We start from the raw sequence: 22,296 nt of genomic DNA, 5'->3' as shown, positions 1-22,296 counted from the left end.
GTCCTCACTTGCCCGTCGTCACGGCGGCCGGCGTGGCGGCGCGGCGCTCGAGCAGGTCGAGCTGCTCCGAGTTGAAGCGCGCATACGCGCGCTGCCAGTCCGACGGCTGCGCGACCGGCATCACCTGCACGGCCGTCACCTTGTATTCCGGGCAGTTCGTCGCCCAGTCGGAGCTGTCCGTCGTGATCACGTTCGCGCCCGATTCGGGGAAGTGGAACGTCGTGTACACGACACCCGGCTGCATGCGGTCGGACACGAGCGCGCGCAACACGGTCTGGCCCGCCCGCGATTCGATGCCGACCCAGTCGCCGGTCCGGATTCCGCGATCCTCCGCGTCGTGCGGATGGATCTCGAGACGGTCCTCTTCGTGCCACTGCACGTTCTCGGTCCGGCGCGTCTGCGCGCCGACGTTGTATTGCGACAGGATGCGGCCCGTGGTCAGGATCAGCGGATAGCGCTGCGTGACCTTTTCCGGCGTCGGAATGAACTGCGTGATCACGAACCGGCCCTTGCCGCGCACGAATGCGTCGATGTGCATCGTCGGCGTGCCGTCCGGCGCCTGCTCGTTGCACGGCCACTGGATGCTGCCGAGCGCATCGAGCTTCTCGTACGACACACCCGAGAAGGTCGGCGTGAGCCGCGCGATCTCGTCCATGATTTCCGACGGATGCGTGTAGTGCATGTCGTAGCCGAGCGCCCGCGACAGCAGCAGCGTCACTTCCCAGTCCGCGTAGCCCGCGAGCGGCGGCATCACCTTGCGCACGCGCGAGATGCGGCGCTCCGCGTTCGTGAACGTGCCGTCCTTCTCGAGGAACGTCGAGCCCGGCAGCAGCACGTGCGCGTATTTCGCGGTTTCGTTCAGGAAGATGTCCTGCACGACGATGCATTCCATCGACGACAGCGCGGCCGCGACGTGCTGCGTGTTCGGGTCCGACTGGACGATGTCCTCGCCCTGGCAGTAGAGGCCCTTGAAGCTGCCGTCGAGCGCCGCGTCGAACATGTTCGGGATGCGCAGCCCCGGTTCCGGCTGCAGCGTGGCCGACCATGCCTGTTCGAACTGCGTGCGTACGACTTCGTCGCTGATGTGCCGGTAGCCGGGCAGTTCATGCGGGAACGAGCCCATGTCGCACGAACCCTGCACGTTGTTCTGGCCGCGCAGCGGATTGACGCCGACGCCTTCGCGGCCGATGTTGCCGGTCGCCATCGCGAGGTTCGCGATGCCCATCACCGTCGTCGAGCCTTGCGCGTGTTCGGTCACGCCGAGGCCGTAGTAGATCGCGGCGTTGCCGCCCGTCGCATAGAGGCGCGCGGCTTCGCGCACCAGCGCGGCCGGCACGCCCGTTACGTCGGCGGTCGCTTCGGGCGAGTTCTCGGCGCGCGATACGAAGTCGCGCCATTGCTCGAACGCGCGCGTGTCGCAGCGTTCGGCGACGAATGCGTCGGCGACGAGCCCTTCGGTGACGATCACGTGCGCGAGCGCGTTGACGATCGCGACGTTGGTGCCCGGGCGCAACTGCAGGTGATGCGTGGCCTTCACGTGCGGGCCGTCGACCACGTCGATGCGGCGCGGGTCGATCACGATCAGCTTCGCGCCCTCGCGGATGCGCCGCTTCATGCGCGAGCCGAACACCGGGTGACCGTCGGTCGGGTTCGCGCCCATCACGACGATCACGTCGGACTGGCCGACCGACGCGAAGGTCTGCGTGCCGGCCGATTCGCCGAGCGTCGTCTTCAGGCCATAGCCGGTCGGCGAGTGGCACACGCGTGCGCAGGTGTCGACGTTGTTGTTGCCGAACGCGGCGCGCACGAGCTTCTGCACGAGGTAGGTTTCCTCGTTCGTGCAGCGCGACGACGTGATGCCGCCGATCGAATCGCGGCCGTACTTCTGCTGCAGCTTGCGGAACTGCGTCGCCGCATAGGTGAGCGCCTCTTCCCAGCTGACTTCGCGCCACGGGTCGGTGATCTTCTCGCGGATCATCGGCTTCGTGATGCGGTCCTTGTGCGTCGCGTAGCCCCACGCGAAGCGGCCCTTCACGCACGCGTGGCCTTCGTTCGCGAGGCCGTTCTTGTGCGGCGTCATGCGCACGACCTGCGTGCCCTTCATCTCGGCCTTGAACGAGCAGCCGACGCCGCAGTACGCGCAGGTCGTGACGACCGAGTGTTCGGCCTGGCCGAGCTGGACGACGGTCTTTTCCTGCAAGGTGGCCGTCGGGCACGCGGCGACGCACGCGCCGCACGATACGCATTCCGATGCCATGAACGATTCGCTTTGGCCGGCGGCGACGCGCGATTCGAAACCGCGCGCGGCGATCGTCAGCGCGAACGTGCCTTGCGTTTCCTCGCATGCCCGCACGCAGCGGTTGCAGACGATGCACTTCGACGGATCGTACGTGAAGTACGGATTCGATTCGTCCTTCTGGTCGCGCAGGTGATTGGCGCAGTCGTTGCCGTAGCGCACTTCGCGCAAGCCCACCACGCCCGCCATGTCCTGCAGTTCGCAGTCGCCGTTGGCGGGGCAGGTGAGGCAGTCGAGCGGATGGTCGGAGATGTACAGCTCCATCACGTTGCGGCGCAGCGACTGCAGCCGGTCCGACTGCGTACGCACCTTCATCCCGGCTTCGGCGGGCGTCGTGCACGATGCCGGATAGCCGCGCCGGCCTTCGATTTCGACCAGGCACAGACGGCACGAGCCGAACGGTTCGAGCGAATCGGTCGCGCAGAGCTTGGGCACGTTGACGCCGGCTTCGATCGCGGCGCGCATCACCGACGTGCCGGCCGGCACCGTGACCGGCTGGCCGTCGATTTCGAGCGTGACGTCGGTATCGGCATGCCGTTGCGGCGTGCCGTAGTCGGTTTCGTCGAACGGATCGCGCACGCGCGCCTCAGCGGCGCTCTTGCACGCGCATTGGCCCGAGCCGCAGCCGCCTTGGCGGACGTTGTTCGTGTCGAGGGACATGCAGGGCTCCTTCTGGGTCAGGCCGCAGCCTTGACCGGACCCGACGCGGCTTGCTTGCCGGCGGCGAGCCCGAAATCTTCGGGGAAATGGTCGAGCGCGGACAGCACCGGATACGGCGTCATCCCGCCCATCGCGCACAGCGAGCCGGCGAGCATCGTGTCGCACAGGTCGCGCAGCAGCGTGACCTGGCGCTCCGACGTGTCGCCTTCGCGAATCCGCGCGATCGTTTCGACGCCGCGCGTCGAGCCGATCCGGCAGGGCGTGCACTTGCCACACGATTCGATCGCGCAGAACTTCATCGCGTATTCGGCGAGCTCCGCGAGATTCGACGTGTCGTCGTGCAGCACGATGCCGCCGTGGCCGACCACCGCGCCGATCGCCGCGTACGCCTCGTAGTCGAGCGGCACGTCCCACTGGTGTTCGGGCAGGTAGGTGCCGAGCGGGCCGCCGACCTGTGCGGCGCGCGCGGGCCGGCCGCTGGCCGTGCCGCCGCCGTAGTCGAACAGCAGCTCGCGCAGCGTGACGCCGAACGCGAGCTCGACGAGGCCGCCGTGACGGATGTTGCCCGCGAGCTGGAACGGCAGCGTGCCGCGCGAGCGGCCCATCCCGTAGTCGCGATAGAACGCGGCGCCGCGCGCGAAGATCACCGGCGCGGTCGCGAGCGTGATCACGTTGTTGATCACGGTCGGCTGGCCGAACAGGCCGGCGAGCGCCGGCAGCGGCGGCTTCGCGCGCACGACGCCGCGCTTGCCTTCGAGCGATTCGAGCAGCGCCGTTTCCTCGCCGCACACGTACGAACCGGCGCCCTTCGCGACGTGCAGGTCGAACGCATGCGCGGAGCCGAGCACGCGTTCGCCGAGCCAGCCGGCTTCGCGGGCCCGCTCGATTGCCGTTTCGAGTGCCGCGATCGCATGCGGGTATTCGCTGCGCACGTAGATGTAGCCGAGCGTCGCGCCCGTCGCGATGCCCGCGATGATCATCCCTTCGATCAGGCAGTACGGATCGCATTCCATGAGCAGGCGGTCGGAGAACGTGCCCGAATCGCCTTCGTCCGCGTTGCAGACGATGTACTTTTGCGCGGCGCGCGCCTGCCGGACCGTGCGCCACTTGATGCCGGCCGGGAAGGCCGCGCCGCCGCGGCCGCGCAGTCCCGATTCGATCAGCTGCTCGCACGCGGCGTCGCCGTCGAGTGCGAGCGCGCTCTTCAGGCCGGCGAGGCCGTCATGCTTCAGGTAGTCGTCGATCGACAGCGGATCGGTCAGGCCGATACGCGCGAACGTGAGGCGCTGCTGGCGCGCGAGATAGGGCAGCGCGTCGACGAGGCCGACGCCGCTCGGGTGCGTGCCGCCGTCGAGCCAGTTTGCGTCGAACAGGGCGGGCACATCGGCCGCCGACAGGTTCGCGTAGCCGACGCGCCCGGCGGCCGTGCCGACCTCGACGAGCGGCTCGAGCCACAGCAGCCCGCGCGAACCGTTGCGGATCAGTTCGATCGCGACGCCGCGCCGCTCGGCTTCCGCGACGATTGCGGCGGCGAGGGCGTCGGCGCCGAGCGCCAGCGCGGACGAATCGCGCGGAACGTAGATGCGGGTCGTCATGCGGCCTCCGGGGTATGGGCGGCCGCGTCGGCGAGCAGGGCGTCGAACTTCTCCGGCGTGACCTTTGCGTGCAGCACGCCGTTGACCGTCATCGACGGCGATTGTGCGCACAGCCCGAGGCAGTAGACCGACTCGAGCGCGACGTCGCCCGGCGCGTGCGCGTCGGCGCCATCGCCGTGCGCGGCGTCGAACCGGCAACCCGTGCGCGCTTCCGCGTGCGCGGCCAGCGCTTCGCAGCCCATGCTGCGGCACGCCTCGGCGCGGCACATCTGGATCGTCACGCGCGCGGGCGGCGCGGTGCGGAAGTGGTGATAGTAGGTGAGCACGCCGTGCACTTCGGCACGCGACAGATTCAGCGCCTTCGCGAGCGGCGCGACGCAGCCCGCCGGTACGTAGCCGGCCTCGTCCTGGATCGCATGCAGGATCGCGACGAGCGAGCGGCCGGCGCGCGCATGACGCTCGACGAGCGCGTCGGGCGCAGGGGAATTCGGGGACATCGTTGTGCTCCTCCAAAGTCTCATATGTGCCCTTGATTCATATAGTGCACACCGGGACTTCGTCCTGATTGATTTTGAGCAACGATAAGCGGAAGATTTCGCAGTCGCAATAGGAAATCGGAGTACATAATTGATTCGAATCGAATGCGACGCGTATCTGACCGTACGCGACACGGAGGGCCGCACGGCGAGCCTGTCGGATGTCGCCCCGTTGCTGGAGCTCGTGGCCGATACGGGCAGCATTGCGCAGGCCGCGCAGGCGAAAGGGCTGTCGTATCGGCACGCATGGGGCATGCTGCGGGCGCTGGAGGCATGCGTCGGCGGCGAGTTGATCGAGACCGCGCGCGGCAAGGGATCGACATTGTCCGAACTGGGGCAGGCGGTCGTCGACGCGCAGCGGCTCGCGCGCAGCCGTCTCGACGGGAACCTGCGCGCGCTGGCGGCCGAGGTGGCGAGCGACCTGAACCGGCGGCTCGCACAGCGCGACGGCGCCGTGCGCATCCATGCGTCGCACGGCTATGCGGTTGCGGCGCTCGTTTCCGCGCTCGTCGATGCGCAGGCCGCCGTCGACATCAAGTATCGCGAGAGCGTCGAGGCCGTGCAGGCGCTCGCGCGTGGCGAATGCGAGCTGGCCGGCTTCCATCTGCCGCGCGGCGCGTTCCGTGAGCGGTGCGCGCAGATCTACCGGCCGTGGCTCGACGACACGCGTCACGTGCTGATTCATCTGACGCGTCGCCAGCAGGGGCTGTTCGTGCCGCGCGGCAACCCGAAGCAGGTCGGCGGGCTCGCCGATCTCGCCCGTAACGACATCCGCTTCGTCAATCGGCAGCCGGGGTCGGGCACGCGCATGCTGCTCGATCTCGCGTTGCGCGCGATCGGCATCGATCCCGAGCGTATCGACGGTTATGCGTCGGCCGAGCTCACGCACTCGGCGATCGCCGCGTTCGTCGCGAGCGGGATGGCCGATCTCGGCTTCGGCGTCGAGCCGGCCGCCCGTCATTTCGGGCTCGATTTCATCCCGGTCGTCGACGAGGACTACTACTTCGCGTGCGAACGCGCGCAGCTCGACTCGCGGCCGCTCGCCGGCGTGCTCGCCTTGCTGCGCGATGCACGTTTCGTCGAGCGCGTCGCGCATCTCGACGGCTACGATCCGGCGGCGTGCGGGACGCTGGCCGGTGTCGCGGAGGGCTTCGCCGGTACGGTCGCGGCCGGTACGCCGGACGGCAACGCACGGTAACGGGAATGCACGCGAGCCGCGCTGCAGCAGCGAGGGATTTGCGCTACGCTTGCCGCTTGATCAACGTTCCAACAAGCACGCCGTTCAGGCGTCATCCCGCCATGAAACTTTCCGTTCCCTTCGCCGCGGCAGCGTTGACCGCAGGGCTTCTCGTCGCTGTTTCGCCGTTTGCGCTTGCGCAGAATTCCCCGGGCGTGCCTGGCGGCATCCTGAGCGAACAGTTCCGCCTGAACGAGCATCCGCAGATGCCGTTCGCGGCGTCTGCGCCGTCGCAGAAATATCAGAGCGGCAAGAAGTCGGCATTGCGCCGCAAGGGCGATATGGGGGATCCGAACGGCTGCAACCTGAAGTGCCCGCTGGACACTCAATAAACCAACGCAGGCGCGCGGGTTGTCGTCGACGCGTCTGTCCGGCCGCGCCGATGCCGCGCGGTTCTTTTCGAGCCCCGCAGGGCATGCTGCCTTGCGGGGCTCGTGCTTTATGGCCGGTCGCAGTCCAGTGCGATCGTGCGATGCCGGATCGGGCGCCTGTCGGGATTCTAGGGTTAACCCGTAATCCAGGAAGGATGTCTTCCTGAAACCTGCCTTATTCTTAAGCATCCGCCTACATAAACTTCGGTTTGTCAGCGATGAACGGGTGTTCACCGCGAAATCAGACAAATCTGGAGGTAGGTCATCATGAAGTCGCTCGTTCAAGCCGTTGTCGTTGCTGCCGCTCTCGTTGCTCCGGTCGTTTCGTTTGCACAGTCCGGTTCGGCACTCACCCGCGCACAGGTTCGCGCCGAACTGGTTCAGCTCCAGCAGGCCGGTTACAACACCGCCCGCGGCGAAGATCCGCACTATCCGGAAGCGATCCAGGCCGCAACCGCGCGTGTTGCAGAACAGCAGCGCAGCGCGTTGGCCCAGGCGCAAGGCGCCGACGCCAGCGGCTACGGCGCGCAGGTGCAGGGCGCATCGGCAGCGGGCTCGCGTGCGATCGGCGTGCGTCCGGCCAGCGCGGAAGAAATGAAGTCGCTGTATCGCGGCAGCTAAGCTGCGCATTGCCTGGCGGGGCCGCGCGGCCGGTGCGACGATGCATCGCGTCCGGTCGCGGTGCCGGGCAGGTGCCGTCCACTGCGCTCAAACGCTACGCGGACGACGCCGAACCTCCGTCACCTCCTGTCGCCGGCGTATCGGTGGCATTCCGCCTGGCCCGCCCGGGCCGGGCGCTTTTTCGGAGGGCGCGGGAGGTGGGGCGCACCGGCAACAAAAAACCCCGCAGACTCGCGTCGTGCGGGGTTCGTGCGTCAAGCGCGGAATTTGGTGGAGGCGGCGGGAATCGAACCCGCGTCCAGAAGCGCTCCACGACTAGTTCTACATGTTTAGTTCAGTCATTTGATTTAACCGCAGCGACGCGGACGAACACGCTGCACTACGGCGATTCGCTAGGTTTTCGACCCTGGCGTCGCGACGCCGACAGGGCTTAACTGACGTAAATGACCTCTGGCGGTATTGCTACCGGTCTTGCGACACTAGCCCGTCAGTGAACTAGGCAGAGGACGGCGGCCGTTAGGCTGCCAGTGCGAACGTATCGTCGTTTGCAGTTACGATTTTCCCATTGATTAACGAGGTGACGGGTCCTCGACATGCCCTAGCCGCTTCACAACCCCTGTCGAAACCAGGTCGCCCCCGCGGATAAGATCAAACATTATAGCCCAACATCGCGCAGCAGTTCGCGCAGTTCCCGCGTCGAGCCGACGAGATGCTGTGCCTGCCAGTCGGCCGGCGCGGCACCGTCGCCGCAGTAGCCATAGGCAGCCGCGACGGTTGCCATCCCTGCCGCGCTGCCGGCCTGGATGTCGCGAAGGTCGTCGCCGACATAGACGATGCGCTCGGGCGCGAGCGTCATCTGTCCGGCCGCGTGCAGCAGCGGGGCTGGATGCGGTTTCGAGTGCGGCGTTGTGTCGCCCCCGACGATGCAGGCCGCGCGCGGCGCAAGGCCGAGCAGGTCGGCGAGCGGCGCGGTGAGGCGCATCGCCTTGTTCGTGACGATGCCCCAGCGCACGCCGCGCGCATCGAGTTCGTCGAGCACGTCGCCGATGCCGGGGAACAGCACGGTGTGCACGCAGATGTCCGTCGCGTAATTGGTCAGGAACTCGTCGCGCATCGCTTCGTAGCCGGCCGATTGCGGGTCGATGCCGAATGCGCCGCCGAGCAGGCCGCGCGCGCCGGCCGATGCCAGCGGCCGCAGCACGTCGAGCGATGTTTCGGGCAGGCCGCGCACGCGCTGCATCTTGTTGACGGCGGCGGCGAGATCGGGCGCCGTGTCGGCGAGCGTGCCGTCGAGGTCGAACAGCACGGCATCGCAGTGCAGCAGGCGCGGCTCGTCGAGTGCGGGCCGCCCGGTCGAAAGGGGAGTCGTCATGCCGGTCGGAAGGTCACGCGCCGCGGCGGCACGCGACGAGATAGTTGATGTCGGTATCGTTCGACAGCGCGAAGCGCTTGCCGATCGGGTGATAGGTGATGCCCTTGATCTCCACGATATGCAGATCGGTCCCGCGCACGAAGCTCGCCAGTTCCGACGGGCGGATGAAGCGCGCGTAGTCGTGGGTGCCCTTCGGCAGCATCTGCGCGATGTACTCCGCGCCGATCACTGCGAACAGGTAGGACTTCAGGTTGCGGTTCAGCGTGGAGAAGAACACCCAGCCGCCCGGCTTCACGAGCGTCGCGCACGCTGCGACGATGCCGGCCGGCGACGGGACGTGCTCGAGCATTTCCATGCACGTGACGACGTCGTAGGTGCCCGGCTCGCGTTCGGCAATCGCTTCGGCGGCGATCGCCTCGTAATCGACCGTGATGCCGCTTTCGAGGCTGTGCAGGTCGGCCACGCCGAGCGCTTCGGTCGACAGGTCGATGCCTTTTACCTGCGCGCCAAGTCCGGCCATCGATTCGGACAGGATGCCGCCGCCGCAGCCGATATCGAGCGCGCGCTTGCCGGCGAGGTGCGCATGCGAATCGATCCAGCCGAGCCGGACCGGGTTCAGGTCGTGCAGGGGCTTGAATTCGGCATTCGGATCCCACCACCGATGGGCGAGGTCGCTGAATTTCTGGAGTTCGTGCGGATCGGCGTTGGTCATGTCGGCAAACGGGCTACGGAAGGAGGGCGATGCGTCGGTACGTCAGCCCCGAGTATATAAGGGGGCGCACAACGAGGCCAGCGAGCGCCTGGGCGGGCGTCAAAGAAAAAGCCCCGCCGGAGCGGGGCTTTGAAGCAGTCGAAAACCGCGGCTTACTGTGCCGGAACGGTCGTCTTCTGGACTTCTTGCGTACCGACCACTTCGACTTCCACGCGGCGGTCCGGTGCGAGGCAGGCGATCAGTTGCTTGCGGTTCTTCTGGTTGCAGCCCGTCGTGACCGGGTTGCGCTTGCCCTTGCCTTCCGTGTAGATCTTGTTGGCCGGGACACCCTTGCTGACCAGGTACGACTTGACGGCTTGCGCACGGCGCAGCGACAGGCGGTCGTTGTACTTGTCCGAACCGATGCGGTCCGTGTAGCCCGTAGCGACGACCACTTCCGTGTTCATGCCCTGGATCTTCGAAGCCAGTTCGTCCAGCTTTTGCTTGCCCAGCGGCTTGAGCGTTGCCTTGTCGAAGTCGAACAGTGCGTCGGCTTGATACGTGATCTTCTGGCTCGTGATTGCCGGAGCGACCGGTGCGACCGGTGCCGGTGCCGGTGCCTGGGCGACCAGTGCGCCATCGCACTTCGCGTTGGCGGTGGCCGGCGTCCAGAACGCGTCACGCCAGCAGAGCTCGTTCGTGCCGTTCATCCACACCCATTCGCCCGTGCCGTTCACCCAGTTGTCGTTGACGGCTTGACGCGACGCCGGCACCGACTGTGCCGAAGCGGATGCAGCCATAACTGCGGTAGCTGCAATGAACGCGAGCTTTGAAAGTTTATTCATATTTCTCCTCTCGAAATTGAGATTACCGCAGGTTTACTGCGAGCCTGTTGACGGTGACAAGTCATACATTGCTCGAAGTATAACATTGGTGCGGCACAAAAAACGCGGCACCGCTCTGTGTAGACTTCGAGCAGCGTCTAACTTTCAGTGCGTTGGCATTTTGCCATATCGTTCCCTTCCTACGAAAAAAAATCCTCCCCACCCTAAGATCGCTTCAACTTTGTGGTGCATGCGCAACACCGGCCTGCCGTAACTTTTAGAGATTGTCAAGAGTGGGTCCGCGAAATTGCGCGAAAGGCCGCAAATGTTTACCCGCGTGCGCGACTTGGATCCGCGCGGCCCTCGAGCCGCCTGAAGGGGCACGATCGCGGCCGGTTCGCGGTGCCGCTGCGGTGGTCGCGATTTTTGCTGTTTACATATAGAGGGGGTGGCGAATCGGCGGCTGATGGGCGCATGTTAGAATCTCGCGTTGCGTTGCGCATGCAGCGCCCACGCGAAAGGCGTTCGCCGTCTTCGCTCCGAAACGATACGGATACATGGATCAATTCGCCAAAGAGACCCTGCCCACCTCCCTAGAGGAGGAAATGCGCCGTTCGTATCTCGATTACGCGATGAGCGTGATCGTCGGACGTGCCCTTCCGGATGTCCGCGATGGCCTGAAACCCGTGCACCGGCGCGTATTGTTCGCGATGCACGAACTGAACAACGACTGGAACCGCGCGTACAAGAAATCGGCGCGTATCGTCGGTGACGTGATCGGTAAGTATCACCCTCACGGCGATACCGCGGTGTACGACACGATCGTGCGGATGGCGCAGGACTTCTCGCTGCGCTACATGCTGATCGACGGGCAGGGCAACTTCGGCTCGATCGACGGCGACAACGCCGCGGCGATGCGTTACACCGAAATTCGCATGGCGAAGATCGGTCACGAGCTGCTCGCCGACATCGACAAGGAAACGGTCGACTTCGAGCCGAACTACGACGGCAACGAGATGCAGCCGTCGGTCCTGCCGTCGCGCATCCCGAACCTGCTGATCAACGGCTCGTCGGGCATCGCGGTCGGCATGGCGACCAACATCCCGCCGCACAACCTGAACGAAGTCGTCGACGCGTGCCAGCACCTGCTGGGCAACCCGGAAGCGACGATCGACGAGCTGATCGAGATCATCCCGGCGCCGGACTTCCCGACGGCCGGCATCATCTATGGCGTCGCCGGCGTGCGCGACGGCTACCGCACCGGGCGCGGCCGCGTCGTGATGCGCGCGGCCACGCACTTCGAGGAGATCGACCGCGGCCAGCGGATGGCGATCATCGTCGACGAGCTGCCGTACCAGGTGAACAAGCGCTCGCTGCTCGAGCGCATCGCCGAGCTCGTCAACGAGAAGAAGCTCGAGGGCATCTCCGACATCCGCGACGAGTCCGACAAGAGCGGCATGCGCGTCGTGATCGAGCTGAAGCGCGGCGAAGTGCCCGAAGTGGTGCTGAACAACCTGTACAAGGCGACGCAGCTGCAGGACACGTTCGGCATGAACATGGTCGCGCTGGTCGACGGCCAGCCGAAGCTGCTGAACCTGAAGGAAATCCTGCAGTGCTTCCTGTCGCATCGACGCGAAGTGCTGACGCGCCGCACGATCTACGAACTGCGCAAGGCCCGCGAACGCGGCCACGTGCTCGAGGGTCTCGCGGTCGCGCTCGCGAACATCGACGAGTTCATCGCGATCATCAAGGCCGCGCCGACGCCGCCGATCGCGAAGCAGGAACTGATGGCGAAGCCGTGGGATTCGTCGCTCGTGCGCGAGATGCTGACGCGCGCCGAGACCGAGAACGCATCCGCGGGCGGCCGCTCCGCGTACCGTCCGGAAGGCCTGAACCCGGCGTTCGGGATGCAGACCGACGGGCTGTACCGTCTGTCCGACACGCAGGCGCAGGAAATCCTGCAGATGCGTCTGCAGCGCCTGACCGGTCTCGAGCAGGACAAGATCATCGGCGAGTACCGCGAAGTGATGGCGCAGATCGCCGACCTGCTGGACATCCTCGCGCGCCCGGAGCGGATCACGACGATGATCGGCGAAGAGCTGACGTCGGTGAAGGCCGAATTCGGCGACGCGCGCCGCTCGAAGATCGAGCTGAACGCGACCGAGCTGAATACCGAAGACCTGATCACGCCGCAGGACATGGTCGTCACGATGTCGCACGCGGGCTACGTGAAGTCGCAGCCGCTGTCCGAGTATCGCGCGCAGAAGCGCGGCGGTCGCGGCAAGCAGGCGACGCAGATGAAGGAAGACGACTGGATCGAGACGCTGTTCATCGCGAACACGCACGACTACATCCTGTGCTTCTCGAACCGCGGCCGCGTGTACTGGGTCAAGGTCTATGAAGTGCCGCAAGGCTCGCGCAACTCGCGCGGCCGTCCGATCGTCAACATGTTCCCGCTGCAGGAAGGCGAGAAGATCAACGTCGTGCTGCCGGTCAAGGAGTTCTCGGCCGACAAGTTCGTGTTCATGGCGACGTCGCTCGGCACCGTGAAGAAGACGCCGCTCGAAGCATTCAGCCGCCCGATGAAGAAGGGCATCATCGCGGTCGGCCTCGACGAGGGCGATTACCTGATCGGCGCGTCGATCACCGACGGCGCGCACGACGTGATGCTGTTCTCCGACGCCGGCAAGGCCGTGCGCTTCGACGAGAACGACGTGCGCCCGATGGGCCGGGAAGCGCGCGGCGTGCGCGGCATGCAGCTCGAGGACGGGCAGCAGGTCATCGCGCTGCTGGTTGCCGGCAGCGAGGAGCAGACCGTGCTCACCGCGACCGAAAACGGCTACGGCAAGCGCACGCCGATCACCGAGTACACGCGTCACGGCCGCGGCACGAAGGGGATGATCGCGATCCAGACGTCCGAGCGCAACGGCAAGGTCGTCGCCGCGACGCTCGTCGACGCCGAGGATCAGATCATGCTGATCACGACCGCCGGCGTGTTGATCCGGACGCGTGTGTCCGAGATTCGCGAAATGGGGCGCGCCACGCAAGGTGTTACACTCATCAGTCTCGATGAGGGTACCAAGCTCTCCGGCCTGCAGCAGATCGCGGAAGCCGAAGAGGGCGATGGCGAGGCCGACGAGGCGTCGGACGGCGAAGCCTGAAGAACGGATGAGACTCGAGCCGCCGCGGGCGAAAAGCGCCGCGGTCGGCGAGCAACCATTCATATTTCCAAAAGGGAGTGATGATGCAAAAGCAATTCAAGCAACTGGTTCTGCTGGCTGCACTGGTGCCGACGTTCGCGATGGCGCAAGCGCTGTCGAATTCCGCACCGGCTGCGACCGCGGCAGCTGCGCCGATCGACGCCGACAAGAAGGCAGCGATCAAGGATCTGCTCGACGCGATCGACGCGCCGAAGCTCGTGTCGGCTATCGGCAACAGCGCCGAGATGCAGGCAAAGCAGCTCGTGCCGGCGATCCTGTCGGACGCGCTGTCGGAAAACAAGTCGCTGAACGACAAGCAGAAGCAAGCTGCCGTGCCGACGCTGCAGAAGAACGCGGTGCCGAAGCTGGTTGACGGCGCGGGCAAGGTGTTCGGCTCGCAGCAGTTCCAGAACGATGCGATGTCGGCTCAGTACGACGCTTACGCGAAGTACTACAGCACGTCGGAGATCAAGGATCTGACGACGTTCTACAAGAGCCCGACGGGCCGCAAGTTCATCCAGGTTCAGGATCAGGTCGGCCGCGACGTGGTCAACGGCCTGATGCAGAAGTACATGCCGCAAGCGATCCAGGCGACGCGCGCGCAGGCTGACAAGGAAGTCGCGGCAGTCAAGCCGGGCAAGTAAGCCGTCCGGGCACGCCGCCCGGCCGTTCGGCCGGGTTTGGCGGGAGCCTGATGACAGTGCGATAATGGCCGTTTGCGCGCGAGCGCAAGCGGCCATTTCTTTTCAGGCGCGGTTCTTTCTGCCGGCGGCAAGCCGGTCGCAAGCCGGTCGCGTCCCTCCCGAGGTTTTCACGATGCGCGTCTTTAATTTCTCCGCCGGTCCTGCGGCGCTCCCCGAGGAAGTGCTGCGGCAGGCCGCCGACGAAATGCTCGACTGGCACGGCAGCGGCATGAGCGTGATGGAGATGAGCCATCGCGGCAAGGAATTCATGTCGATCCACGAGGCGGCGCTGACCGACCTGCGCGACCTGCTCGATGTGCCGGCCAGCCACCGGATCCTGTTCCTGCAGGGCGGCGGCATCGCCGAGAACGCGATCGTGCCGATGAACCTGCTCGGCGCGCGCAAGACCGCCGACTTCGTCGTGACGGGCTCGTGGTCGCAGAAGTCGTTCAACGAAGCGAAGAAATACGGCACGCCGCATCTGGCCGCCTCCGGCAAGACGGCCGACGGTTTCACGCGCGCGCCTGCCCGTGCCGAATGGCAGCTGTCGGACGATCCGGCCTACGTGCATCTGTGCACGAACGAGACGATCGACGGCGTCGAGACGTTCGAGATTCCCGACCTCGGCGACGTGCCGCTCGTCGCCGATGTCTCGTCGCACATCCTGTCGCGCCCGATGGACGTCGCGAAGTACGGCGTGCTGTTCGGCGGCGCGCAGAAGAACATCGGGATGGCCGGCGTGACGGTCGTGATCGTGCGCGAGGATCTGCTCGATCGCGCGCTGTCGATCTGCCCGTCCGCATTCGAATGGCAAACCGTCGCCGAGAACAACTCGCTGTACAACACGCCGCCCACCTATGCGATCTACGTCGCGGGCCTCGTGTTCCAGTGGCTGAAGCGGCAGGGCGGCCTCGAGGCGATCGAGGCCCGCAATATCGAGAAGGCGAAGCTGCTCTACGACACGATCGATGCGAGCAGCTTCTATCTGAACAAGGTCGAGCCGGCGGTGCGTTCGCGAATGAACGTGCCCTTTTTCCTGGCCGACGAAACGCGCAATGAAGACTTCCTTGCCGGCGCAAAGGCGCGCGGGTTGCTGCAGCTGAAGGGCCACAAGTCCGTCGGCGGCATGCGGGCGTCGATCTACAACGCGGTGCCGCTCGAGGGCGTGCAAGCGCTCGTCGAGTACATGAAGGACTTCGAACGGCGCGGCGCCTGACGGCGGCGCTGTTCAAACAGCACGGCAAAACGCATGGACGACGAACTGAATTCCCGCCTGAAACCGCTGCGCGACCGCATCGATGCGATCGACGCGCAGCTGATCGCGCTCCTCAACCAGCGCGCCGCGGTGGCGCTCGAGGTGGGCGAGGTCAAGAAGCACTTCAATGCGCCGGTGTTCCGGCCGGAACGCGAGCTGCAAGTGATCGCGCGCCTGCAGGACATGAGCGCGGGGCCGCTCGCGAGCGAGCACATCAGCGCCATCTGGCGCGAGATCATGGCCGCGAGCCGCGCGCTCGAGCAGACGATCCACGTCGCGTTCCTCGGGCCGGTCGGCACGTACAGCGAACAGGCGATGTTCGAGTATTTCGGCCAGTCGATCGAGGGGCTGCCGTGTCCGTCGATCGACGAGGTGTTCCGCTCGGTCGAGGCGGGCGCGTCCGCATTCGGCATCGCGCCGGTCGAGAATTCGACCGAAGGCGCGGTGTCGCGCACGCTCGACCTGCTGCTGCAGACGCAGTTGCTGATCAGCGGCGAACTCGCGCTGCCGATCCATCACAACCTGCTCACGCAGAGCGGCACGCTCGACGGCGTGAAGCGCGTCTGCGCGCATGCGCAGGCACTCGCGCAATGCCAGCAGTGGCTCGCCGCGAACGCACCGCAGCTCGAGCGGCAAGCGGTGTCGAGCAACGCGGAGGCCGCGCGTCTCGCGGCGGCCGACCCGAGCGTCGCGGCGATCGCGGGCGACCGCGCGGCCGCGCACTACGGGCTGCAGATCGCGTTCTCGCTGATTCAGGACGATCCGCACAACCGCACGCGCTTCGTGATCATCGGCAAGCAGCCGGCCGGACCGAGCGGTCACGACCAGACCTCGCTGATCGTGTCGGTGAAGAACGAGCCGGGCGCGGTGTTCAAGCTGCTCGAGCCGCTCGCGCGGCACGGGGTGTCGATGACCCGCTTCGAGTCGCGGCCGGCGCGCGTCGGCACGTGGGAGTATTACTTCTACATCGACATCGAAGGGCACCGGGACGAGCCGGCCGTGGCCGCCGCGCTCGCGGAGCTCGGCCAGAAGGCCGCGTTCCTGAAGGTACTCGGTTCGTATCCGCGCGCGCGCTGACGCGCAGCGGCCCGTCGCCTGCACCGCGCAGGCGGCGCGGCGAAGCGGGCAGGGCAGGCCGGGCGGCGCTGCCCAAGGCGGGCTCGGGCGGTATCCGGTGCAGGTCGTGCCGGGTGCGGGCCCGTTGCCCGGAATCTGGACTTCCGCGCGCGGGGCGTCGTTCCGCGCGCGTCACTTGGCTCTTGTCGTGTCAGGCTTTGCATTCAACAAACTGGTCATCTTCGGCGTCGGCCTGATCGGCGGATCGCTGGCGCGCGCGCTGCGCGAGCGCGCGCCGGGCGGCGCGGGCGAAGTCGTCGGCGTCGGCCGTTCCCGTGCGTCGGTCGAGCGCGCGCTCGCGCTCGGCGTGATCGATCGCGCGGCGGCGCTCGACGACGATGCGCAACTGCGCGACGCGCTTGCCGGCGCCGATCTCGTGCTGCTGGCCGCACCCGTCGCGCAAACGGGCCCGTTGCTCGCGCGCATCGCGCCGTGGCTCGACGCCGCGACGCTCGTCACCGACGCGGGCAGCACCAAGTCCGATGTCGTCGCGGCGGCGCGCGACGTGCTCGGTGAGCGGATCGCGCAATTCGTGCCCGGCCACCCGATCGCCGGGCGCGAGTCGAGCGGTGTCGAGGCCGCGCTGCCGGATCTGTACGTCGGCCGCAACGTCGTGCTGTGCCCGCTGCCGGAGAACGCACCCGACGCGGTCGCGCGGATCGACGCGATGTGGCGGGCGACCGGCGCCGACGTGCGCACGATGAGCACGGCGCAGCACGATCGCGTGTTCGCGTCGATCAGCCATCTGCCGCACGTGCTGTCGTTCGCGCTCGTCGAGCAGATCCTCGGCGAGACGGATGCCGAACTGAAATTCTCGTATGCGGCGGGCGGCTTCCGCGACTTCACGCGGATCGCGGCGTCGAGCCCGGAGATGTGGCGCGACGTGTGTGTCGCGAATCGCGCGGCGCTGCTCGACGAGCTCGACGGCTACACGCGCGTGCTCGCCCGGCTGCGTGCGGCGATCGACGCCGGCGACGGCGCGGCGCTCGAAGCCGTGTTCACGCGCTCGCGCGCGGCCCGCAAGGCATGGCAGGAACGCGGCGCGCAGCCCGCTGCCGAACCGGTCAAGAAATAACAGGAAACAGGACGATTCCCATGGACTATCTCGATCTCGGCCCGTATTCCAGTGCGTCGGGCACCGTGCGCCTGCCCGGCTCGAAGAGCATCTCGAACCGCGTGCTGCTGCTTGCGGCGCTTGCCGAAGGTGATACGACGATCACCAACCTGCTGGATTCCGACGACACGCGCGTGATGCTCGATGCGCTCGGCAAGCTCGGCGTGAAGCTCGCGCGCGACGGCGACACCTGTGTCGTCACCGGCACGCGCGGCGCGTTCACCGCGAAGACCGCCGACCTGTTCCTCGGCAACGCGGGCACCGCGGTGCGACCGTTGACGGCGGCGCTCGCGGTCAATGGCGGCGACTATCGCGTGCATGGCGTGCCGCGCATGCACGAGCGGCCGATCGGCGATCTCGTCGACGGCCTGCGGCAGATCGGCGCGCAGATCGACTACGAGCAGAACGACGGTTTTCCGCCGCTGCGGATCAAGCCTGCGGCGATCACGGTCGACGCGCCGATCCGCGTGCGCGGCGACGTGTCGAGCCAGTTCCTCACCGCGCTGCTGATGACGCTGCCGCTCGTGAAGGCGAAGGACGGCAGGATCGTCGTCGAAGTCGACGGCGAACTGATCTCGAAGCCGTACATCGACATCACGATCCGGCTGATGGAGCGCTTCGGCGTGACCATCGAGCGCGACGGCTGGCAGCGCTTCGTCGTGCCGGCCGGCGTCCGCTACCGTTCGCCGGGGCGCATCATGGTCGAGGGCGATGCGTCGTCGGCCTCGTATTTCCTCGCGGCCGGCGCGCTCGGCGGCGGCCCGCTGCGCGTCGAGGGCGTAGGGCGCGCGAGCATCCAGGGCGACGTCGGCTTTGCGAATGCGCTGATGCAGATGGGCGCGAACGTATCGATGGGCGACGACTGGATCGAGGTGCGCGGCATCGGCCACGACCATGGCAAGCTCGAGCCGATCGACATGGACTTCAACCTGATTCCCGACGCGGCGATGACCATCGCGGTCGCGGCGCTGTTCGCGAGCGGCACGAGCACGCTGCGCAACATCGCGAGCTGGCGCGTGAAGGAAACCGACCGCATCGCCGCGATGGCGACCGAGTTGCGCAAGGTCGGCGCGATCGTCGAGGAAGGCCCCGACTATCTGGTCGTCACGCCGCCGCAACAACTCACGCCGAACGCCGCGATCGACACGTACGACGATCACCGGATGGCGATGTGCTTCTCGCTCGTCAGTCTGGGCGGCGTGCCCGTGCGAATCAACGATCCGAAGTGCGTCGGCAAGACGTTCCCCGACTATTTCGACCGCTTCGCCGCGCTCGCCAAGGCCTGACCCACCGTACCGATGAAATCGACCCGACCCTTTCACCCGACCCCCGTCATCACGATCGACGGTCCGACCGCTTCCGGCAAGGGGACCGTCGCCGCGCTCGTCGCCGCGCATCTCGGCTTCCACCTGCTCGACAGCGGCGCGCTGTATCGTCTCGCCGCGCTCGCGAGCGTACGCTACGGCATCGCGGCGGAGGACATCGACGCGCTCGTGAAGCTGATCGACGATCTTCACATCACGTTTCGCGAAGGCTGCGCGCAGCTCGACGGCGTCGACGTGTCGAACGACATCCGCGCCGAAGCGGTCGGCAACCGCGCGTCGGCGATTGCCGTGCACGGGCCGGTGCGTACCGCGCTGGTCGCGCGCCAGCGCGCATTCCGCAAGACGCCGGGCCTCGTCGCCGACGGGCGCGACATGGGCACCGTAATCTTCCCGGACGCCGTGCTGAAGGTGTTTCTGACGGCCAGCGCCGAGGCGCGCGCGGCCAGACGGCATAAGCAATTGATGCAAAAAGGTTTTTCTGCTAATATAGATGACTTGCTCCGGGATCTTCGTGAACGTGACGCGCGCGACAGCAATCGCGCCGCCGCGCCGCTGAAGCCCGCGGCAGATGCCAAGCTGCTCGATACGTCGGCGCTTTCGGTCGATGAAGCGGTCGACCAGGTGCTGCAGTGGTACCGGGCGCTCGGCCAGCCCGCCTGAGAAGGCGGGCAGCAGTAGGTGCTTCGCGCGAGCAGCGCGGAGCGTGTTTCGAACCCTTAACCCCGTATGGACCTCGATCTGGCCCTTTCAGCCTGCCATTCCGGCCGGCGTGGCACAGCGAGCCATGCACAATCAGATTTTTATGTCCGACCTGCAAACCTCCACCCCGAATACCGAATCCTTTGCGGCTCTGTTCGAAGAGTCGCTGACCCGTCAAGACATGCGCGCCGGCGAAGTGATTTCCGCCGAAGTCGTGCGCGTCGACCACAACTTCGTGGTCGTCAATGCAGGCCTGAAGTCCGAGGCTTACATTCCGATCGAGGAATTCCTGAACGATCAGGGCGAGGTTGAGGTGCAGTCGGGCGATTTCGTGTCCGTCGCGATCGACGCACTCGAAAACGGCTACGGCGACACGATCCTGTCGCGCGACAAGGCGAAGCGCCTGGCATCGTGGCTGTCGCTGGAAAAGGCCCTCGACAACAACGAACTCGTCACCGGCACGATCACCGGCAAGGTGAAGGGCGGCATGACCGTGATGGTCAACGGCATCCGCGCGTTCCTGCCGGGTTCGCTGGTCGACACGCGTCCGGTCAAGGACACGACCCCGTACGAAGGCAAGACGCTCGAGTTCCGCGTGATCAAGCTCGATCGCAAGCGTAACAACGTCGTGCTGTCGCGTCGTGCAGTGATCGAAGCAACGCAAGGCGAAGAGCGCGCGAAGCTGCTCGAGACGCTGAAGGAAGGCGCGATCGTCAACGGCGTGGTCAAGAACATCACCGACTACGGCGCGTTCGTCGACCTCGGCGGCATCGACGGCCTGCTGCACATCACCGACATCGCATGGCGTCGTGTGCGTCACCCGAGCGAAGTCCTGTCGGTTGGCCAGGAAGTCACCGCGAAGATCCTCAAGTTCGACCAAGAGAAGAACCGCGTCTCGCTGGGCATCAAGCAACTGGGCGACGATCCGTGGGAAGGCATCTCGCGCCGTTACCCGTCGGGCACGCGCCTGTTCGGCAAGGTCACGAACATCACCGACTACGGCGCATTCGTCGAAGTGGAATCGGGCATCGAAGGCCTCGTCCACGTGTCGGAAATGGACTGGACCAACAAGAACGTTGCACCGTCGAAGGTTGTCCAGCTGGGCGACGAAGTCGAAGTCATGGTCCTCGAGATCGACGAAGACCGTCGTCGTATCAGCCTCGGCATGAAGCAGTGCAAGCCGAATCCGTGGGATGACTTCAGCCGCAACTTCAAGAAGGGCGACAAGATCACGGGCGCAATCAAGTCGATCACCGACTTCGGCGTGTTCATCGGTCTGCCGGGCGGCATCGACGGCCTGGTCCACCTGTCGGACCTGTCGTGGAGCGAAGCCGGCGAAGAAGCCGTTCGCAAGTACAAGAAGGGCGACGAAGTCGAAGCGATCGTGCTCGGTATCGACGTCGAGAAGGAGCGCATTTCGCTCGGCATCAAGCAGCTCGAAGGCGACCCGTTCAGCAACTACGTTGCAATGAACGACAAGGGTTCGATCGTCGACGGCGTGGTGAAGTCGGTCGATGCGAAGGGCGCTGTCATCACGCTGACGGGCGACATCGAAGGCTACCTGCGTGCTTCGGAAATCTCGCAGGATCGCGTCGAAGACGCACGCAACGTGCTGAAGGAAGGCGACAAGGTCAACGCGATGGTGATCAACATCGATCGCAAGTCGCGTGGCATCAACCTGTCGATCAAGGCGAAGGATTCGGCTGAACAACAGGAAGCGATCCGCGGCCTGCAGTCGGACACCAGCGCTGCTGCGACCGGTACGACCAACCTCGGCGCGCTGCTGAAGGCGAAGCTCGACGGCCAGAACCAGTAAGCCTCACGAGGTCTGCTGAAGTATGACCAAATCCGAGTTGGTCGCGCAGCTGGCACTGCGATTTCCGCAACTTGTCCTCAAGGATGCGGATTTCGCGGTGAAAACGATGCTCGATGCGATGTCCGACGCCCTGGCGAAAGGGCACCGTATCGAAATTCGGGGTTTCGGCAGCTTCGGCCTCAACCGTCGCCCGGCACGCGTCGGACGCAACCCGAAGTCGGGAGAGAAAGTGCAGGTGCCCGAGAAGTTCGTGCCTCACTTCAAGCCCGGCAAGGAATTGCGTGAACGCGTCGACGGCCGCGCCGGCGAGCCGCTGAAAGCTGATGATCCGGACGACGAACGTTGAACGTCGTTCGGCTTGCCCGGAATCCGTCCGGCGAAGGCTGAAGAAAAAAGCGCCCCTTGCGGGCGCTTTTTTCATTTCCGGCCGCCGTGCGGCAATGCGCATCCGCAGGATGTGCGGTGACGCGGAAACGCTTCCTTTACAATACGGGTCGATTCGGCGCCGCGAAGGGGAGTCGCGCGCCGCGGCAAACCTCAACAAAGAGAGGGCTACATGAAGTTTATCGTCTGGCTGATCCGGGTATTGGTGTTCGTGCTGCTGCTGGTGCTCGCACTGGCCAATACGCAAACCGCGACGCTGAATTTCGTTGCCGGCTACGCATGGCAAGCGCCGCTGATCCTGATCGGCCTCGCGTTCTTCGTCGTCGGGCTGCTGGCCGGCCTGCTGTCGGCACTGCCGGCGATGTTCCGCCTGCGCCTCGAGAACGGGCGCCTGAAGCGCGATCTGCGTGCGGCGCGCGAAACCCCGGCCATCGTCGACCAGCCGCCGATGCCGCCCGTCATTTAACACGGACGCCGCGCGACTCCCGCGCGGTTTTCGTC

At 66.0% G+C, this 22,296-nt stretch carries 19 protein-coding genes and 1 other RNA gene; 13 read left to right on the top strand and 7 right to left on the bottom strand.

What is annotated here, in order from left to right:
* Positions 1-4 precede the first annotated feature (4 nt).
* From fdhF to U4Z31_RS12820, 3 genes are read right to left on the bottom strand one after another with little or no spacing between them, the layout of a single operon-like run.
* Positions 5-2,956, bottom strand: coding sequence for a formate dehydrogenase subunit alpha (fdhF, locus tag U4Z31_RS12830; protein ID WP_321810516.1), 2,952 nt, complete (start codon positions 2,954-2,956; stop codon positions 5-7).
* Positions 2,957-2,973: 17 nt separating this feature from the next.
* The gene (locus U4Z31_RS12825) at positions 2,974-4,551 is read right to left on the bottom strand and encodes a formate dehydrogenase beta subunit (protein ID WP_321810515.1); all 1,578 of its coding nucleotides are present in this window, start codon (positions 4,549-4,551) and stop codon (positions 2,974-2,976) included.
* Positions 4,548-5,048 (bottom strand): NAD(P)H-dependent oxidoreductase subunit E, encoded by a 501-nt coding sequence (locus tag U4Z31_RS12820; RefSeq protein ID WP_044844848.1) that lies wholly within the window; start codon positions 5,046-5,048, stop codon positions 4,548-4,550. Before U4Z31_RS12820 ends, U4Z31_RS12825 begins: the two co-directional genes overlap by 4 nt.
* A 130-nt stretch (positions 5,049-5,178) precedes the next feature.
* Here U4Z31_RS12820 and U4Z31_RS12815 point away from each other — a divergent pair, with 130 nt between their 5' ends.
* From U4Z31_RS12815 to U4Z31_RS12805, 3 genes are all read left to right on the top strand, one after another.
* On the top strand, positions 5,179-6,285 hold the full coding sequence (locus tag U4Z31_RS12815) for a substrate-binding domain-containing protein (RefSeq protein WP_044844847.1): 1,107 nt from the start codon (positions 5,179-5,181) through the stop codon (positions 6,283-6,285).
* 101 nt (positions 6,286-6,386) lie between these two features.
* Positions 6,387-6,656: a hypothetical protein gene (locus U4Z31_RS12810; RefSeq protein ID WP_044844846.1), complete on the top strand. Its 270-nt coding sequence runs from the start codon at positions 6,387-6,389 to the stop codon at positions 6,654-6,656.
* A gap of 306 nt (positions 6,657-6,962) precedes the next feature.
* On the top strand, positions 6,963-7,316 hold the full coding sequence (locus tag U4Z31_RS12805) for a DUF4148 domain-containing protein (protein WP_059599002.1): 354 nt from the start codon (positions 6,963-6,965) through the stop codon (positions 7,314-7,316).
* 268 nt (positions 7,317-7,584) lie between these two features.
* Here U4Z31_RS12805 and ssrA read toward each other — a convergent pair.
* The 4 genes from ssrA to ompA all read right to left on the bottom strand — a co-directional run bounded on the left by ssrA (position 7,585) and on the right by ompA (position 10,224).
* Positions 7,585-7,954: a transfer-messenger RNA gene (ssrA, locus tag U4Z31_RS12800) on the bottom strand.
* 17 nt (positions 7,955-7,971) lie between these two features.
* Positions 7,972-8,688, bottom strand: coding sequence for a phosphoglycolate phosphatase (gene gph / locus U4Z31_RS12795; protein ID WP_321810514.1), 717 nt, complete (start codon positions 8,686-8,688; stop codon positions 7,972-7,974).
* 13 nt (positions 8,689-8,701) lie between these two features.
* Positions 8,702-9,400: a bifunctional 2-polyprenyl-6-hydroxyphenol methylase/3-demethylubiquinol 3-O-methyltransferase UbiG gene (gene ubiG / locus U4Z31_RS12790; RefSeq protein WP_321810513.1), complete on the bottom strand. Its 699-nt coding sequence runs from the start codon at positions 9,398-9,400 to the stop codon at positions 8,702-8,704.
* 152 nt (positions 9,401-9,552) lie between these two features.
* Positions 9,553-10,224, bottom strand: coding sequence for an outer membrane protein OmpA (gene ompA / locus U4Z31_RS12785; protein WP_044844842.1), 672 nt, complete (start codon positions 10,222-10,224; stop codon positions 9,553-9,555).
* 536 nt (positions 10,225-10,760) lie between these two features.
* Between ompA and gyrA the strand changes: the two genes are divergently transcribed.
* From gyrA to U4Z31_RS12735, 10 genes are all read left to right on the top strand, one after another.
* Positions 10,761-13,364 carry a DNA gyrase subunit A gene (gyrA, locus tag U4Z31_RS12780; RefSeq protein ID WP_044844841.1) on the top strand — a complete coding sequence of 868 codons (2,604 nt, stop codon included), beginning with the start codon at positions 10,761-10,763 and terminating at the stop codon, positions 13,362-13,364.
* An 83-nt stretch (positions 13,365-13,447) separates the two neighbouring features.
* Positions 13,448-14,047, top strand: a complete 600-nt coding sequence (locus tag U4Z31_RS12775; RefSeq protein WP_044844860.1) for a DUF2059 domain-containing protein — start codon at positions 13,448-13,450, stop codon at positions 14,045-14,047.
* 172 nt (positions 14,048-14,219) lie between these two features.
* Entirely contained in the window at positions 14,220-15,302 is a 1,083-nt protein-coding gene (gene serC, locus U4Z31_RS12770) for a 3-phosphoserine/phosphohydroxythreonine transaminase (RefSeq protein ID WP_044844840.1), read from the top strand.
* Positions 15,303-15,335: 33 nt separating this feature from the next.
* Positions 15,336-16,418, top strand: coding sequence for a prephenate dehydratase (pheA, locus tag U4Z31_RS12765; RefSeq protein WP_044844839.1), 1,083 nt, complete (start codon positions 15,336-15,338; stop codon positions 16,416-16,418).
* A gap of 187 nt (positions 16,419-16,605) precedes the next feature.
* Complete coding sequence (locus U4Z31_RS12760) at positions 16,606-17,532, top strand: prephenate dehydrogenase/arogenate dehydrogenase family protein (protein ID WP_321810512.1); 927 nt, start codon at positions 16,606-16,608, stop codon at positions 17,530-17,532.
* 20 nt (positions 17,533-17,552) lie between these two features.
* On the top strand, positions 17,553-18,857 hold the full coding sequence (gene aroA, locus U4Z31_RS12755) for a 3-phosphoshikimate 1-carboxyvinyltransferase (RefSeq protein WP_044844837.1): 1,305 nt from the start codon (positions 17,553-17,555) through the stop codon (positions 18,855-18,857).
* 12 nt (positions 18,858-18,869) lie between these two features.
* Positions 18,870-19,556 (top strand): (d)CMP kinase, encoded by a 687-nt coding sequence (cmk, locus tag U4Z31_RS12750; protein ID WP_044844836.1) that lies wholly within the window; start codon positions 18,870-18,872, stop codon positions 19,554-19,556.
* Positions 19,557-19,698: 142 nt separating this feature from the next.
* Positions 19,699-21,411, top strand: coding sequence for a 30S ribosomal protein S1 (rpsA, locus tag U4Z31_RS12745; protein ID WP_044844859.1), 1,713 nt, complete (start codon positions 19,699-19,701; stop codon positions 21,409-21,411).
* Positions 21,412-21,433: 22 nt separating this feature from the next.
* Positions 21,434-21,757 carry an integration host factor subunit beta gene (locus U4Z31_RS12740; RefSeq protein ID WP_034187427.1) on the top strand — a complete coding sequence of 108 codons (324 nt, stop codon included), beginning with the start codon at positions 21,434-21,436 and terminating at the stop codon, positions 21,755-21,757.
* Positions 21,758-21,967: 210 nt separating this feature from the next.
* Positions 21,968-22,261: a lipopolysaccharide assembly protein LapA domain-containing protein gene (locus tag U4Z31_RS12735; RefSeq protein ID WP_044844835.1), complete on the top strand. Its 294-nt coding sequence runs from the start codon at positions 21,968-21,970 to the stop codon at positions 22,259-22,261.
* The last annotated feature ends 35 nt before the right edge of the window (positions 22,262-22,296 follow it).

The sequence above is a fragment of the Burkholderia sp. BCC1985 genome (assembly GCF_905339915.1).
Taxonomy (GTDB): Bacteria; Pseudomonadota; Gammaproteobacteria; order Burkholderiales; family Burkholderiaceae; genus Burkholderia.
Note: the sequence above shows the minus strand (reverse complement) of the source record. Positions and strands in the feature narration are given on the sequence as shown.

Excerpts from the sequence above, each read along its gene's own strand:
- fdhF (WP_321810516.1), bottom strand. The coding sequence starts at position 2,956 with ATGTCCCTCGACACGAACAACGTCCGCCAAGGCGGCTGCGGCTCGGGC.
- U4Z31_RS12825 (WP_321810515.1), bottom strand. The coding sequence starts at position 4,551 with ATGACGACCCGCATCTACGTTCCGCGCGATTCGTCCGCGCTGGCGCTC.
- U4Z31_RS12820 (WP_044844848.1), bottom strand. The coding sequence starts at position 5,048 with ATGTCCCCGAATTCCCCTGCGCCCGACGCGCTCGTCGAGCGTCATGCG.
- U4Z31_RS12810 (WP_044844846.1), top strand. The coding sequence starts at position 6,387 with ATGAAACTTTCCGTTCCCTTCGCCGCGGCAGCGTTGACCGCAGGGCTT.
- U4Z31_RS12805 (WP_059599002.1), top strand. The coding sequence starts at position 6,963 with ATGAAGTCGCTCGTTCAAGCCGTTGTCGTTGCTGCCGCTCTCGTTGCT.
- gph (WP_321810514.1), bottom strand. The coding sequence starts at position 8,688 with ATGACGACTCCCCTTTCGACCGGGCGGCCCGCACTCGACGAGCCGCGC.
- ubiG (WP_321810513.1), bottom strand. The coding sequence starts at position 9,400 with ATGACCAACGCCGATCCGCACGAACTCCAGAAATTCAGCGACCTCGCC.
- ompA (WP_044844842.1), bottom strand. The coding sequence starts at position 10,224 with ATGAATAAACTTTCAAAGCTCGCGTTCATTGCAGCTACCGCAGTTATG.
- gyrA (WP_044844841.1), top strand. The coding sequence starts at position 10,761 with ATGGATCAATTCGCCAAAGAGACCCTGCCCACCTCCCTAGAGGAGGAA.
- U4Z31_RS12775 (WP_044844860.1), top strand. The coding sequence starts at position 13,448 with ATGCAAAAGCAATTCAAGCAACTGGTTCTGCTGGCTGCACTGGTGCCG.
- serC (WP_044844840.1), top strand. The coding sequence starts at position 14,220 with ATGCGCGTCTTTAATTTCTCCGCCGGTCCTGCGGCGCTCCCCGAGGAA.
- pheA (WP_044844839.1), top strand. The coding sequence starts at position 15,336 with ATGGACGACGAACTGAATTCCCGCCTGAAACCGCTGCGCGACCGCATC.
- aroA (WP_044844837.1), top strand. The coding sequence starts at position 17,553 with ATGGACTATCTCGATCTCGGCCCGTATTCCAGTGCGTCGGGCACCGTG.
- cmk (WP_044844836.1), top strand. The coding sequence starts at position 18,870 with ATGAAATCGACCCGACCCTTTCACCCGACCCCCGTCATCACGATCGAC.
- rpsA (WP_044844859.1), top strand. The coding sequence starts at position 19,699 with ATGTCCGACCTGCAAACCTCCACCCCGAATACCGAATCCTTTGCGGCT.
- U4Z31_RS12740 (WP_034187427.1), top strand. The coding sequence starts at position 21,434 with ATGACCAAATCCGAGTTGGTCGCGCAGCTGGCACTGCGATTTCCGCAA.
- U4Z31_RS12735 (WP_044844835.1), top strand. The coding sequence starts at position 21,968 with ATGAAGTTTATCGTCTGGCTGATCCGGGTATTGGTGTTCGTGCTGCTG.